This is a genomic window from Streptomyces sp. NPDC039423 (genome assembly GCF_055598725.1).
Genome location: NZ_JBVKAH010000005.1, coordinates 319,165 through 332,975, shown reverse-complemented (window position 1 = coordinate 332,975; position 13,811 = coordinate 319,165). Strand labels below are relative to the sequence as shown.

Here is a 13,811-nt window from a genome sequence, read left to right as displayed (position 1 = left end):
CCGCCCCGGGGACGGGCATGCCCCCACCGTGCCCGTCCTCACGCCACCCTGGGGAACGCCCGTCCCGGCGAGGCGAAAGTCACTCGATCCCGCGCCCGTACCGCCTTACGATGATCATTCGTGACCTCTGACAGACGCCGCCTCCTCGGACGAGGGCCCGGCGCGACGGCCCGGGAGACCGGGGCGACCGCCGCCCACAGGCCCCGCATCGTGGCCTCCCAGGCCGACCTCGACAACGGCCCCCTCCACCGCCTCAACCTCCCCGATCTGGACGAGCTGCGGGACCGGGGCGTCCTGGACGCGCACCCCCTGACAGACTGACGCCCGTGAGTACGACGCGCCGCCCGCTGGGCACCGGACCCCGCCCCGACGCCACCACGACGGACCCGAGGGCCGACCGCGGCCGCACCGTCGCCGAGCTCGCGGCCGAACTGGCCGCCGCCACCGGCCGGGACGCCCCCGCACCGCAGCCCGCCGGGCGCCGCCACCTGGGCCACGGACCCCGCTCCGACACCGGCCGCTGAACCCGTACACACACCGAAGCCCCGCCGGGCCGGTGGCCGGGCGGGGCTTCGGAAGTGCGAGCGTCGGGGCGACGGGCCCTCACGCGTGCCGTCGTGCCCACACGGGGGTGACGAAGGCGATGAGCACGGCGGCGATGCCGATCTGGAAGACATGACGGATCCAGTCGATGCCGCCGGTGTCACGGACGCCGAAGGCGGTGGCCAGCGCGTTGCCCGCCACGGCGCCGACGATGCCCAGGACGACGGTGAGCCACAGGGGGATGGGCTGGCGTCCGGGCAGGACGAGCTTCGCGAGCAGACCGATGATGAGTCCCGCGATGATGGCCCAGAGGAACGACACGGCAACTCCTTCCGTTCTTTGCCCCGACCTTCGGGTACCGCTCCGCATGCCCCCGCCGGCCGGCCATAAGCATCGTGTGCCGTACACCCGCGTCCCGGCGCCCGTGTCCCGGTCCGTGCCCGCTGCTTCAGCCGACCAGCCGCCGCAGCACGATCCGCGGCGAGTGGCGGACCAGCAACGCGGCGGCCGCGCCGATGGCGGCCCCGACGGCGACGTCGCTCGGGTAGTGGGCGCCCGAGTGGACCCGTCCGACCGCCACGCACCCCGCCGGGAGCACACACGCCGCGCCCGCCCGGGGCCAGGGCCCCGCGGCGGCGACCGCGAAGCCGACGGCAGCCGCCGTGTGCCCGGACGGGAACGACGAACTGTCCGGCCGGTCGTGCACGTCGTCGTGCGGGATCAGCTCCTCGGGCGGCCGGCGGCGCTCGTACAACTGCTTGCACACCGCGTTGGACAGCAGCTCCGCCAGCCCCATGCCGGCGAGTCCCGCGACGGCGGCGGCCCGGCCCCGGCCGCCCCCGGCCACGGCCATCACCCCGGCCACCGCCCACCACAGCTTGGTGCGTTCGGCCGCCGACTGCGCCGCCGGCAGGAGCCGGCGGGCGAAGGGCGTCCGCCAGGCCGCCGCCCGGCGGGTGAGGTCGCGGTCCACTCGCTTCAGATCAGTCACACCACCCATGATCAGCGGTTTCCCACCCCGGCCGCCCGCACACCCGCCACCCCGGCCCCGCGCATCCGCCACCCCGGCCCCGCACATCCGCTGCCCCGGGCGCCCGCACACCCGCCGCCCCGGCCGCCCCTGCCCCCGGTTGCGGGCCGCCGGGCGTGGATGTCCCATGGGCGGGTAACCGCAGGTCCACATGATCGCCGGGTGGTCGCCCTGCCCAGGCCATCGGGAGGCAGGATGCGAGGACGGTGGTACGTCCCCTGGGTCACCGTGCCGGCCCTTCTCGCCACGGCGAGCGCCTGCGGCACTCCCGCCGAGAGGCGCGACGACGTCACCGCGGAAGTCACCCGTTTCGAGCGGGCGCTGGACGCCGGCGAGCGGGAGCGGCTGTGCGCCGCCCTCGCCCCCGCCACCAGGGAGGAACTGGAGCAGTCCGCCAAGAGCGGCTGCGACGCGGCGGTCGCCCGGGCGGTCGAGGAACACGACCTGCCCGCCGCCGGGGCCGTACGGGACGTGGACGTGTACGGCGACCAGGCGCGGGTGGTGCTGGAACGGGACACCGTGTTCCTCGCCCGCTTCCCCGGCGGGTGGAAGGTGACGGCCGCCGGCTGCCGGCCACGGCCCCAGCGGCCGTACGCGTGCGGGATCAAGGGCGGGTGAGGACACCATGAAGACCCTGTTCACCGTGACCCTGCTCATCATCGGCTGCGGTCTGGCGTACTTCACGACGCTGGGACTGATGCACCGGTGAGCGCCGCGAAGCGGACGGGCAGCACCGCCGCACCCGCCGGGCACCGCGCGCGGCGCTTCCTCCGGCACAACGGCCTGGGCCTGTTCTTCCTGGGCGCCTTCCTCGTCTCCCTGATCGGTCAGGCCATCGCCGGTCACGCGGAGTTCAACAACCAGCTCGTCGCCGACGGGATGCCCCCGATCGGCTTCGGCACGTACCTGACCACGTCGGACTTCGCCGTCGACGTCACGGAGAACTGGCAGTCGGAGTACCTCCAGTTCTTCCTCTACATCTTCGGCACCGTGTGGCTGCTGCAACGCGGTTCGCCGGAGTCCAAGGAGCCCGGCAAGGAGGGCCCGGAGTCCGACGAGGACCAGAAGGTGGGGGAGCACGCCAAGGGCGACTCGCCCCGCTGGGCCGCGTACACCGACTGGCGCGGGGTGCTCTTCTCCCGCTCGCTGGGCCTGGTGATGGGCACCATCTTCCTGCTGTCCTGGCTGTCCCAGTCGATCACCGGGGTCGCGGCCTACAACGAGCAGCGGTTGCGCGGGCTCGAGGCGCCCGTCACCTGGGCCGGCTACCTCTCCTCGGCGGACTTCTGGAGCCGCACCCTCCAGAACTGGCAGTCCGAGATGCTGGCGGTCGCCTCCATGGCCGTCCTGTCCATCTACCTCCGGCAGCGTGGTTCCCCGGAGTCGAAGCCGGTCGGCGCGGCCCACGGCGCCACCGGCGTCGAAGGCTGAGCCCCCGCGCCCCCGCCTCCCTGCCCACCGTCCCCACCCCCGCCACCGTCCCCATCGCCCCCGGAGGCACGCATGGACGCTTCGGTCGACCGGATCGCGCAGCCCTGGGGCGGACGCACCCCCTACGCCCGGCACGCGCCGTGGCCGGTGCGCGTGGACACGTACCTGGAGGAGGGCGTCGACCCGGACATTACCTGGAGGAGGGCGTCGACCCGGACATGACCACGAGGTCCACCGCGTGGCCACCGATCTCGCCCGCTGGTCCCGCACCCACGTCCAGCGGCTGGCCGACACCGCCCGGGCCCACGGTCTGCACCTCGGCGCACCCCCCCGACGGCGACTCCCACGGGCCGCTGGGCACCCTGAGGGAGAAGGCGGCCGAAGCGGCCGGCCACCGCCCCGAACCCGGCCTGCTCCTCCTGCGCGACCTCAGGGAACTGCACCTGGCCGCCACGGAGAACAGCCTGCACTGGGAGATGCTGGCGCAGGCCGCCCAGGCGGGCCGGGACGACCGGCTCCTCGCCCTCGCCTCCGACTGCCATCCGGAGACCCTGCGCCAGATGCGCTGGACCAACTCCGTGATCAAGAACCTCGCCCCGCAGATCCTGACTGGCCTCTGAGCCGCCGCGCGGCCGGCACCGGCTGTCGGCCACCGGAGTGAAGTGCCGGGCCGGTACGAGCCCGGGGGCGAGTGGCGGGGGACATATCCGAGCACGTTCGGACCAGGACGCGGGCCGGTGCAGGGCGTACAGCGGTGTCACCGCCCGCCGCACCCGCCCCGAGGCCCCCGGGCGCTCCCGCGTCCCCGGTGTGCGGACCCGGCCGGCGGGCACCCGTCCACCAACGAAAAGGAGCAGACACACCATGGGACACGGCGGAAACGTCATTCAGGAACTGACCACGGACCACCGCGAGGTCGACGAACTCTTCGCACGGATCGAAGCGCTCCCGCCCGGCGACGAGCAGCGCCGCGACCTGGCCGACCAGCTCACCATGGAGCTGATCCGCCACTCGGTCGCGGAGGAGGAGTACCTCTACCCGACGGTGCGCCGGTACGTCGACGGGGGCGACGACATCGCCGACAAGGAGATCGCCGACCACGCCGAGGTCGAGCGCATGCTCAAGGAACTCGAGGGCTGCGAGCCCGGCGACGGTCGCTTCGACGGCCTGATCACCCGGCTGAAGGCGTCCGTCACCGAGCACGTCGCCGACGAGGAGAACCGGCTGTTCCCGCTGCTGGCCGAGTCCTGCTCCGCCGACGCCCTGGCGCAGCTCGGCGACAAGGTCCGCGCGGCCAAGAAGACCGCCCCCACCCGCCCCCACCCGTCCGCCCCGGACACTCCCCCCGCGAACAAGCTCCTCGCCCCGGGCGCCGGCATGGTCGACCGCCTCCGCGACATGCTCAGCGGCCGCGGCCGCTGACCCCCACCCCACGGCCCGGCCCCCCGCGGGGCCGGGCCCCCACGTCACCGGCCGTCGCCTACAGCCAGTCCTTCTTCTTGAAGACCACGTACAGACTCGTGCACACCACCGCCATCAGCACCACCGCGAACGGATACCCGCCCGCCCAGTGCAGCTCCGGCATGTGGTCGAAGTTCATGCCGTAGATGGTGCCGACCAGGGTGGGGGCGAAGAGGATGGCGGCCCAAGCGGAGATCTTCTTGATCTCCTCGTTCTGCTCGAAACCCGCCTCCGCCAGCGCGCGCATCTCCGCGTTCTGCTGCTGGGTGACCAGGGTCGCGTTGACCGTCAGGATCTCGGTGAGGGCCTGGCGGAAGCCGTCGACGCGTTCGCTGGTGTGGGTGACGTGGTCGGCGACGTCCCGCAGATGGCGCTGGAGTTCCTCGTCCGTGCCGTACTTGGCGAAGCCGGCCATCAGGTTGTGCAGCATGCCGACGAGAGGGCGGGTGGCGCGCTGGAACTCGACCATCTCGCGGGAGAGTTCGTAGATCCGGCGGGAGACCTCCGGGTCGCCCCGGAAGACCTCGGTCTCGATCTCGTCGATGTCGTTCTGGACGCCGGCCACCACCGGGGCGTAGCCGTCGACGACCGCGTCGAGGATCGCGTACAGCACCGCTTCGGGGCCCAGGGCCAGGAGCTCCGGGGTCTCCTCCATGCGGCGGCGCACCGCGGAGAGGTCCGGGGCGGCGCCGTGGCGGACGGTGATCAGGAAGTCGGGGCCGAGGAACACGTGCAGCTCCCCGAAGTCGACCTCCTCCTGGGCGTCGAGGTACCGGGCGGCCCGCAGGACGACGAAGAGCGTGTCGCCGTACCGCTCCAGCTTCGGGCGCTGGTGGGCCTCCATGGCGTCCTCGACGGCCAGCTCATGGAGGTCGAACTCGGCGGCGAGGGAGAGGAGTTCCGCCTCGGACGGGCGGTGCAGCCCTATCCAGGCCATGCCGTCCGGTGTGTCGCGCAGCCGGCGGAAGGTCTCGGCGAGGGTGGCGGGGGAGGAGACCTCGCGACCGTCGCGGTAGAGGGAGGCCTGGACCACGCTGCCCCGGTCGGACGCCGGGGCAGGGGCCGGGGTTGCCGCGAGCGCGGGCGGGGGATCGGCGGCGGGTGCGGCGCCGAAGGGCCGCCGGCGCCGGTTCGGCTTCTTCGAGGGCAGGGTCATGCGGGGCTCACCTCCCGGGTCGAACGATATACGTCCCGGTTTGCCCCGGCATGGCGGCCGGCGGAACGTGTTGAGGACAGCCGCTGTCCTCAAGGGTGCGTAGCGTGCCGGGCATGGTCTCCGTCACGAAGCCCGTCCTCTCCACCCGCGCCCTGAACCGAGCCACCCTGGCGCGGCAGCTCCTGCTGCGTCGTACCCCGATGCCGGCGGAACACGCCGTCGCCCACCTCGTCGGCCTCCAGGCGCAGAACACCAAGCCGCCCTACGTCGCGCTCGCCGCCCGCCTCGCGGACTTCCGCCCCGAGGAACTGTCCGCGCTGATGGAGACCCGCGCGGTGGCACGGATCGTCACCATGCGGTCCACCATCCACACCCACACCGCCGACGACGTCCTGGCACTGCGGCCGCTCGTCCAGGCCGCGCGCGACCGGGAGGTCACCGCCTTCCGCAAGGGCCTGGCGGGCGTGGACCTGGAGCGGCTGGCGGCACTGGCCCGCGACCTGGTGGAGGAGCGGCCCCGTACGCCCAAGGAGATCCGCGAGGCGCTGCTGGCGGAGTGGCCCGACGCCGATCCGCTCGCCCTCACCGTCGCCGCCCGGTGCCTGCTGCCGCTGGTCCAGGTCACCCCGCGCGGCCTCTGGGGACGCAGCGGGCAGGTGGCCCTCACCACCGCCGAGGCCTGGCTGGGACGGACCGCCGACCCGGCCGGCCGGGAGGACACCGTCCTGCGCTACCTCGCCGCCTTCGGGCCGGCCTCCGTCAAGGACATGCAGACCTGGTCCGGCCTCACCCGGCTGCGGGACGCATTCGAGCGGCTGCGGCCCGGGCTGCTCACCTTCCGGGACGAGGACGGCACCGAGCTCTTCGACCTGCCCGACGCGCCCCGCCCCGACCCGGACACCCCGGCCCCGCCCCGACTCCTGCCCGAGTTCGACAACCTGCTGCTCTCGCACGCCGACCGCACCCGGGTCGTCCCGGCGGAGTACAAGGACCGCACCTGGAAGGGCAACCAGGCGTACCGCACCTTCCTCGTCGACGGCTTCCTCGCCGGGATCTGGCGGCCGGACGAAACGAAGGACGCGGTGACGGTGACCGTGCAGCCGTTCGGGAACCTCACCCGCGAGCAGCGCACCGCCGTGGCCGAGGAGACCGAGCACACCATGACGGTGCTGGCCCCGGGCAAGCCGTGCGACGTCCGGTTCGGAACTCTTTAGTAGCCGGTACGAGGACGCGCCGCCCAGGCCGGGCCTGGCGCGGGGTGGGGATGAGGGGCGGGCAACATGCCCATGAAGCCGGGCCGGTCTCAGTGGGCCGGACGCCGCGGGGCACTCGCCACCCCTGACTTCCGGCCGCTCAGCGCGGCATCCAGCGTTTCCTGGGCCATACGCATCGCCTCGGCGTACTTCGGCTCGGACATGCGCTCCCAGGCCCGGTCCGGTGCGACGTCCTCGACCCGGCTCATCACCCACCAGATGTTGCCGAACGGATCCCGCACCCGGCCGCCGCGATCCCCCCACGCGCTGTCAGCGGCCTCGGTGATCACCTGCGCCCCGTGCCTGACCGCGGCCGCCATGGCGGCGTCCGCGTCCGGGACGTAGACCCGCAGCAGGGAGGGCATCACCGGCCAGTCGGGCCGTCGGTCGAAGGCCAGCACGACCGTGTCGCCGACGCGGATCTCGCCGTGGCCGATGGTGCCGTCCTCGACCGGCACCCGGGCGAGTTCCTCGCCGTGGAACGCGGCGGTGATGAAGTCGAGCAGGGCGCCGGTGTCGTCGGTGACCACCCACGGTGCGACGCTGGTGTAGCCCTCGGGTGCGGTGTGACTCATCGGTCTCGTCCCCTCGTCCGGTCCTTCGCGAGGTGCCGAGCCTAGGACCGAATCAGGACGAGTACGGTCCTGTATCGCCGCGAGATCAGCACCGGACGGCCGACCGGGGCACGCCTAGTCGGCCCGTCCCGTCGCCGCCACGGTGACGCCCAGGCCGATCATCGCGAAGCCGCCCGCGCCGCCCACCATCGACAGCCGGCGGTCCGAGCGGGCGAACCAGCCGCGGGCGGCGGCCGCGCCCAGGCCCCACAGGGTGTCGGTGATCAGGCCGATGCAGATGGGGACCAGGCCCAGCAGCAGCATCTGCGCCGCCACCCCGCCGGCCGCGTGGTCCACGAACTGGGGCAGCACCGCCGCGAAGAAGACGATGCCCTTGGGGTTGGTGACGCCCACGACGACACCGTCCACCACCGTGCGCAGGTCACCGCGGGCCGCCGCGGCCGGGGGAGGTGCGTCCAGCAGGGCGGCCTTCATCTCCTTGCGGTGCCGGAACGCCTGCACCCCCAGGAGGACCAGGTACGCCGCGCCCGCCAGCTTGACCGCCAGGAAGACGGCCACCGACCGCTCCACGGCCGCCCCCACGCCCAGGGCCACGGCCACCACCAGGACGTAGGAGCCCAGCACGTTGCCGAGGACCGTCGCCAGCGCGGTACGGCGGCCGTGGGCGAGAGCGCGGCCGATCACGAACAGGACGCTCGGGCCCGGAATCACGATCACGAGCACGGACATGGCCGCGAAGGCCAGCACACGGTCGGTGGACACCATGGCCCACACCCTACGCACGCGAGGCCCCCGCGCGACAGGCCCGGCCCCCCGCACCCGCCCGCCCCCGAGCGGCCCTCCACCGGCACCCCGCCGCCCCCGGCGAGCACCCGCCCCGGCGAGCACCCGGCACCCCGCCGCTCTCCGCCGCCCCCGCCCCGCCGAGCACCCGGGCCCCCGCCGCCCCCGGCCCGCCCCGGCGAGCACCCGGCACCCCGCCGCACCCCGCCGCCCCCGCCGGGCACCCGGCGCACCTCAGGGCAGCAGCCCCGCCCGGCGGGCCGCGACGACCGCCTGCCCCCGGGTGTGGGCGCCCAGCTTCCGCATCGCCGACCGCAGGTAGCCCTTCACCGTCTCGGGCCGGAGCCCCAGCAGCTCCGCCGCCCCGGCGTTCGTCGCGCCCGACGCCACCGCCCCCAGCACGTCCACCTCCCGCGGCGCCAGGGACACGACCGGAGCGCCCGGCCCCGCCTGGGCGGCGGCGATGCGCCCGCACACCGCCAGCAGCTCCGCGCGCAGCGCCGGGTCCGCGATCCGCGGCGCCAGCGCCCGCAGCTCCCCGTGCGCCTCCCGCACCGCCTCCCACGCGCCCCGCCCCTCCCCGTCCGGTGCCGCCCCCGCCGGGGCGCGGCCGGCCGGCCCTCCTCCCGCGCCCGCTGCCGGGAGGCGCCGCGCCTCGTCCCGTACCGCCAGCGCCTGTTCCACGTCCCGCGCCGCCGCGACCGCCGCGTCGAAGACCCGCCCGCCCAGCGGCGACGCCTCGCGCAGCGCCCCGTACAGCACCCCCCGTACCCGCCGGCGCACGACCACCGGCACCGCGAGCACCGACCGCAACCCCTCCGCCGCCACCGGCCCGTCGTACTCATGGCTGATGTGGCGCGCCACCGGGTAGTCCGTCACCGCGCAAGGGCGGGCCAGCGCGATGGCCTTGCCGCCCAGCCCGCTGCCCGCGCCGATCACCAGGCCCGGCAGGGCACCGGTCACCGCGCCCGTCTGCTCGGCGATCCGCAGCCGCCGCCCGTCCAGCAGCAGCCCGCCGAACGCGGTGTGCACCCCGGTGGTACGGCGCAGCCGCAGCAACGCCCCGCGTACGTCGACCGCTTCCTCGACCCGCTCGGACACACGCCGCTCCTTCACCCCCGTCCGGGGGTAGTGAGACCTGGGTCACCGATTACACGATGTCGGCGACGGGTCCCGCAATGCGCGGCGACGCGCGGCAACGAGGAGGACACATGGCGGCAAGCGGCGCGACGGAGGAATTCCGGTCGGCCCGGGACTTCCTGCTCCGGCACCGGGAGGACTACGAGGCGGCGTACGAGGGCTTCACCTGGCCCAGGCCCGACCGGTTCAACTGGGCGCTCGACTGGTTCGACGTCATCGCGGCGGGCAACGACGCCACCGCGCTGCACATCGTCGAGGAGGACGGCACCGGGACCCGGCTGTCCTTCGCGGAGATGTCCGACCGCTCCGACCGGGCCGCCAACTGGCTGCGCGCCCGGGGCGTCGGGGCCGGCGACCGGCTGCTGGTCATGCTGGGCAACCAGGCCGAGCTGTGGGAGACGGCCCTGGCGGCGATGAAGCTGCGCGCCGTCGTCATCCCCGCCACCCCGCTGCTCGGCGCCGCCGACCTGCGGGACCGGGTCGAGCGCGGGCGGGTCCGGCATGTGCTGGTACGGGCGGAGGACACGGCCAAGTTCGACGACGTACCGGGGGAGTACACCCGCATCGCGGTCGGCGGCGCGGCGGCGGACGGCTGGCTGCGGTACGAGGACGCCCGCGACGCCCCGGCCGGCTTCACGCCCGACGGGGAGACCCGGGCGGACGACCCACTGATGCTGTACTTCACCTCCGGCACCACCGCCCGCCCCAAGCTCGTCGAGCACACCCACACCTCGTACCCCATCGGTCATCTGTCGACGATGTACTGGATCGGGCTGCGGCCGGGCGACGTCCACCTCAACATCTCCTCGCCCGGCTGGGCCAAGCACGCCTGGTCCAACCTCTTCGCGCCCTGGAACGCGGAGGCGACCGTCTTCATCCACAACTACACGCGGTTCGACGCCGCCCGCCTGATGACGGAGATGGACCGGCACGGGGTCACCAGCTTCTGCGCCCCGCCCACCGTGTGGCGGATGCTCATCCAGGCGGACCTGTCCGCCCTGCGCACCCCGCCCAGGGAGGTCGTCGCCGCCGGTGAGCCGCTGAACCCCGAGGTGATCGAGACGGTCCGGCGCGAGTGGGGCGTGACCGTCCGGGACGGTTTCGGTCAGACGGAGACGGCCGTCCAGGTCTCCAACAGCCCGGGCCAGTTGCTGAAGGCGGGCTCCATGGGGCGGCCGAGCCCCGGCTTCCGCATCGAACTGCTCGACCCGGTGACGGGCAAGCCGGGCGCGGACGAGGGCGAGATCGCCGTCGACCTGTCGACCGGCCCGGTGGGCGTGATGACCGGCTACCACGGCGACCCGGAGCGTACGGCCGAGGCGATGGCGGGCGGCTACTACCGCACCGGGGACATCGGCGCGCGCGACCCCGACGGGTACGTCACGTACGTCGGCCGCGGCGACGACGTCTTCAAGGCGTCCGACTACAAGATCTCGCCGTTCGAGCTGGAGAGCGCGCTGCTGGAGCACGAAGCGGTGGCCGAGGCGGCGGTCGTCCCGGCGCCCGACCCGGTGCGGCTCGCGGTGCCCAAGGCGTACGTCGTCCTGGCCGAGGGCTGGGAGCCGGGCCCGGAGACGGCGAAGGCGCTGTTCGCCCACTCGCGCGCCGTGCTGGCGCCGTACAAGCGGATCCGCCGCATCGAGTTCGCCGACCTGCCCAAGACGGTGTCCGGCAAGATCCGCCGGATCGAACTGCGTGAGCGCACGGCGGCCGGGTCGTCGGCCGAGTACACCGAGGGGGACCTGGGATGAGCCCGGACCTGTCGTACGCGCACGGCGTGAGCACCACCGCTCTGCTCGGTGACACCATCGGCGCCGGCCTGGCGCGGACGGTGGCGCGTCACCCGGGCCGCGAGGCGCTGGTGGACGCCGTCTCGGGCCGGCGCTGGACGTACGCCGAGTTCGGCGCCGACGTCGACCGGCTGGCGCGGGCGCTGCTCGCGGCCGGGGTCGGCAAGGGCGACCGGGTGGGCATCTGGGCGGTGAACTGTCCGGAGTGGGTGCTCACCCAGTACGCCACCGCCCGGATCGGCGCGGTGCTGGTGAACATCAACCCGGCGTACCGGGCGCACGAGCTGGCGTACGTCCTGAACCAGGCGGGCGTCTCCCTGCTCATCGCGTCCGTCTCCCACAAGACCAGCGACTACCGGGCCCTGGTGGACCGGGTGCGCGGCGACTGCCCGCGGCTGCGGGCCGTTCACCACATCGGCGACGCCTCGTGGGATGAGCTGCTGGCCGGCAGCGTCCCGGACGCCGAACTCGCCGCCCGGGAGGCGGCGCTGTCGTGCGACGACCCCATCAACATCCAGTACACCTCCGGCACCACCGGCTTCCCCAAGGGCGCCACCCTCACCCACCACAACATCCTCAACAACGGCTACTTCGTGGGGGAGACGCTCGGCTACACCGAGCGGGACCGGATCTGTCTGCCCGTGCCCTTCTACCACTGCTTCGGCATGGTCATGGGCAATCTGGCCGCCACCACCCACGGGGCGTGCATGGTGATCCCCGCCCCCTCCTTCGAGCCGGCCGCCACCCTGCGCGCCGTCCAGCGGGAGCGGTGCACCTCGCTGTACGGCGTGCCGACGATGTTCATCGCCGAACTGGACCTGCCGGACTTCGCCACGTACGACCTGTCCTCGCTGCGCACCGGGATCATGGCCGGATCGCCGTGCCCGGTGGAGGTGATGAAGAGGGTCGTGGCCGAGATGCACATGGCGGAGGTGTCCATCTGCTACGGCATGACCGAGACCTCGCCGGTCTCCACCCAGACGCGGCGCGACGACGACCTGGAGCGCCGCACCGGCACGGTGGGGCGGGTGCTGCCGCACGTCGAGGTGAAGATCGTCGACCCGGTGACCGGCACCACCCTGCCGCGCGGCGAGGCGGGCGAGCTGTGCACCCGCGGCTACGGCGTGATGCTCGGCTACTGGGACGAGCCGGAGCGGACCGCCGAGGCGATCGACGCGGGCCGCTGGATGCACACGGGCGACCTGGCGGAGATGCGGGAGGACGGGTACGTCCGGATCGTCGGCCGGATCAAGGACATGATCATCAGGGGCGGGGAGAACGTCTACCCGCGCGAGATCGAGGAGTTCCTGTACACCCACCCCAAGATCGCCGACGTGCAGGTGGTCGGTGTTCCCGACGAGCGGTACGGGGAGGAGATCCTCGCCTGCGTGGTCCCCCGCGACCCGGCCGACCCGCCGACGCTGGAGGACATCACCGCGTACTGCCGCGACCGCCTGGCGCATTACAAGGTCCCGCGCCGGGTCGAGGTCCTCGACGCCTTCCCCATGACGGTCAGCGGCAAGGTGCGCAAGGTGGAACTGCGCCGGACGTACGGCGGCTAGCGCGCGCTTACGGGGACCGGCCGCCGGGCCTCCGGGGCCCCGCCCGCCGGACGGCCGGGCGCCGCCCGCGTGTCGGCGCACCCGCCGGCCGGACGGCCGGGTGCCGGGACGGCCGGGGGTGCCGGGTCAGACGCCGCGGGCGACGAGTTCGTCCGCGGCTCCGTTGACGGGCTGCGGGGTGCCGGTGAGGTCCATGACGAACAGCGGCAGCCGCAGCCGGTCGGCGCGGGCGCCCGCCCGCTGCTCGTACCCCGCGAGGGAGAACGACACGCTGGTCGCCGACGCCGCCAGCCCGGTCAGCCACAGGCACTCGACGGCGCGCAGGGACGTGGGCCGGGTGGTCGGGTCGACCTGGGCGACCAGGCCGGGACCGCGCAGGTCCACCCCGAAGCCGGACCCGGCGCCCGTGCCGGACCCGGCTCCCGCGTTCTCCTCGGGCTGCACGACGTCGCGGAAGCCGAGCCAGCGGAGGTAGAGCGCGGCGGTGGTGACCGCGTCGCGGGCCGTCCGGATGGTGACCGGACGGAAGGACGGGCGCGGTACGGCGGCGGTGCGGGGCAGCGGGATGTGGGCGGGCACCGTGGAGACCCCGGTGATGGCCGTGGTCGGTCCGGGCGGCGGGGCCGGCGGGCGCGTGTCGCCGGGGTCGGCCACCGGCGGCGGTACGGCGGTCACCGGCCGCACCGGGACGCGCAGCACCGTCCCGCAGGGGCACCCCAGCTCGGGCTGCGGCCACTGGTCCTGGCGCCCGCACGCGGCGCAGCGGACGGTGACCCACTCGTCGGTCCAGGTGCGGTGGGTGATCGGCTCGGCGGGCGCGCCCCTGAGCAGCGGCGGGACGACACAGGCGCCGCACGGGCAGGGGTAGACGGGTGGCACGTAGCCGTGGGTCCGGCGGCAGGCCGGGCAGCGTACCGGGACGTTCTCTCCCACGTATGACCCCCTTCGTTCCGTGACCCATGGTCCATGAAGGGCGCCCTCTTGGGGAGGGACTTCGGCCATCCCTTGACTGCATCTCTGCCACACCCTACATTGCTTCCGTATAGCAGAACTAAACTTCCGCATTACGGAATCGAAGCTCTCAGGT

At 73.9% G+C, this 13,811-nt stretch carries 16 protein-coding genes and 1 pseudogene; 10 read left to right on the top strand and 7 right to left on the bottom strand.

Features of this window, described 5'->3' with window-relative positions:
- Nucleotides 1-120 precede the first annotated feature (120 nt).
- Both ACZ7LK_RS18870 and ACZ7LK_RS18865 read left to right on the top strand, forming a co-directional pair.
- Entirely contained in the window at nucleotides 121-321 is a 201-nt protein-coding gene (locus ACZ7LK_RS18870) for a hypothetical protein (RefSeq protein ID WP_392274172.1), read from the top strand.
- A 5-nt stretch (nucleotides 322-326) separates the two neighbouring features.
- Nucleotides 327-524: a hypothetical protein gene (locus ACZ7LK_RS18865; protein WP_469461416.1), complete on the top strand. Its 198-nt coding sequence runs from the start codon at nucleotides 327-329 to the stop codon at nucleotides 522-524.
- A gap of 79 nt (nucleotides 525-603) precedes the next feature.
- On the opposite strand, the gene ACZ7LK_RS18860 is transcribed toward ACZ7LK_RS18865, so the two are convergent.
- Both ACZ7LK_RS18860 and ACZ7LK_RS18855 read right to left on the bottom strand, forming a co-directional pair.
- Nucleotides 604-864 (bottom strand): GlsB/YeaQ/YmgE family stress response membrane protein, encoded by a 261-nt coding sequence (locus tag ACZ7LK_RS18860; protein WP_392274170.1) that lies wholly within the window; start codon nucleotides 862-864, stop codon nucleotides 604-606.
- Nucleotides 865-991: 127 nt separating this feature from the next.
- Complete coding sequence (locus tag ACZ7LK_RS18855; protein WP_392274169.1) at nucleotides 992-1,543, bottom strand: phosphatase PAP2 family protein; 552 nt, start codon at nucleotides 1,541-1,543, stop codon at nucleotides 992-994.
- A gap of 225 nt (nucleotides 1,544-1,768) precedes the next feature.
- Between ACZ7LK_RS18855 and ACZ7LK_RS18850 the strand changes: the two genes are divergently transcribed.
- From ACZ7LK_RS18850 to ACZ7LK_RS18830, 5 genes and pseudogenes are all read left to right on the top strand, one after another.
- A complete protein-coding gene (locus ACZ7LK_RS18850) occupies nucleotides 1,769-2,191 on the top strand; it encodes a hypothetical protein (protein WP_392274168.1) in 423 nt (140 codons plus the stop codon).
- 87 nt (nucleotides 2,192-2,278) lie between these two features.
- Nucleotides 2,279-3,004, top strand: coding sequence for a DUF6766 family protein (locus ACZ7LK_RS18845; protein ID WP_471141973.1), 726 nt, complete (start codon nucleotides 2,279-2,281; stop codon nucleotides 3,002-3,004).
- Nucleotides 3,005-3,076: 72 nt separating this feature from the next.
- On the top strand, nucleotides 3,077-3,226 hold the full coding sequence (locus ACZ7LK_RS18840) for a hypothetical protein (protein ID WP_471142254.1): 150 nt from the start codon (nucleotides 3,077-3,079) through the stop codon (nucleotides 3,224-3,226).
- Nucleotides 3,189-3,624: pseudogene (locus ACZ7LK_RS18835) on the top strand (hypothetical protein); the annotation flags it as partial. The gene ACZ7LK_RS18840 and the pseudogene ACZ7LK_RS18835, both read left to right, overlap by 38 nt.
- 244 nt (nucleotides 3,625-3,868) lie before the next feature.
- On the top strand, nucleotides 3,869-4,426 hold the full coding sequence (locus ACZ7LK_RS18830) for a hemerythrin domain-containing protein (RefSeq protein WP_392274166.1): 558 nt from the start codon (nucleotides 3,869-3,871) through the stop codon (nucleotides 4,424-4,426).
- 58 nt (nucleotides 4,427-4,484) lie between these two features.
- Here the strand turns inward: ACZ7LK_RS18830 and ACZ7LK_RS18825 are convergent, their stop codons facing one another.
- Nucleotides 4,485-5,621 carry a magnesium and cobalt transport protein CorA gene (locus ACZ7LK_RS18825; RefSeq protein WP_471141971.1) on the bottom strand — a complete coding sequence of 379 codons (1,137 nt, stop codon included), beginning with the start codon at nucleotides 5,619-5,621 and terminating at the stop codon, nucleotides 4,485-4,487.
- Between the two features lie 113 nt (nucleotides 5,622-5,734).
- Between ACZ7LK_RS18825 and ACZ7LK_RS18820 the strand changes: the two genes are divergently transcribed.
- Nucleotides 5,735-6,835 (top strand): winged helix DNA-binding domain-containing protein, encoded by a 1,101-nt coding sequence (locus tag ACZ7LK_RS18820; RefSeq protein ID WP_469461421.1) that lies wholly within the window; start codon nucleotides 5,735-5,737, stop codon nucleotides 6,833-6,835.
- An 89-nt stretch (nucleotides 6,836-6,924) separates the two neighbouring features.
- On the opposite strand, the gene ACZ7LK_RS18815 is transcribed toward ACZ7LK_RS18820, so the two are convergent.
- The 3 genes from ACZ7LK_RS18815 to ACZ7LK_RS18805 form a co-directional block, all read right to left on the bottom strand.
- A complete protein-coding gene (locus ACZ7LK_RS18815) occupies nucleotides 6,925-7,449 on the bottom strand; it encodes a VOC family protein (RefSeq protein ID WP_469461423.1) in 525 nt (174 codons plus the stop codon).
- A 114-nt stretch (nucleotides 7,450-7,563) separates the two neighbouring features.
- A complete protein-coding gene (locus tag ACZ7LK_RS18810; protein WP_392274154.1) occupies nucleotides 7,564-8,214 on the bottom strand; it encodes a LysE family translocator in 651 nt (216 codons plus the stop codon).
- A gap of 252 nt (nucleotides 8,215-8,466) precedes the next feature.
- Nucleotides 8,467-9,333, bottom strand: coding sequence for a helix-turn-helix transcriptional regulator (locus tag ACZ7LK_RS18805; protein WP_392274153.1), 867 nt, complete (start codon nucleotides 9,331-9,333; stop codon nucleotides 8,467-8,469).
- 110 nt (nucleotides 9,334-9,443) lie between these two features.
- Here ACZ7LK_RS18805 and ACZ7LK_RS18800 point away from each other — a divergent pair, with 110 nt between their 5' ends.
- Nucleotides 9,444-11,123: an AMP-binding protein gene (locus ACZ7LK_RS18800; RefSeq protein WP_469461428.1), complete on the top strand. Its 1,680-nt coding sequence runs from the start codon at nucleotides 9,444-9,446 to the stop codon at nucleotides 11,121-11,123.
- Nucleotides 11,120-12,724 (top strand): AMP-binding protein, encoded by a 1,605-nt coding sequence (locus ACZ7LK_RS18795; RefSeq protein ID WP_471141968.1) that lies wholly within the window; start codon nucleotides 11,120-11,122, stop codon nucleotides 12,722-12,724. Before ACZ7LK_RS18800 ends, ACZ7LK_RS18795 begins: the two co-directional genes overlap by 4 nt.
- Before the next feature lie 126 nt (nucleotides 12,725-12,850).
- Here the strand turns inward: ACZ7LK_RS18795 and ACZ7LK_RS18790 are convergent, their stop codons facing one another.
- Nucleotides 12,851-13,657, bottom strand: a complete 807-nt coding sequence (locus ACZ7LK_RS18790; protein WP_471141965.1) for a hypothetical protein — start codon at nucleotides 13,655-13,657, stop codon at nucleotides 12,851-12,853.
- Nucleotides 13,658-13,811: the final 154 nt, after the last annotated feature.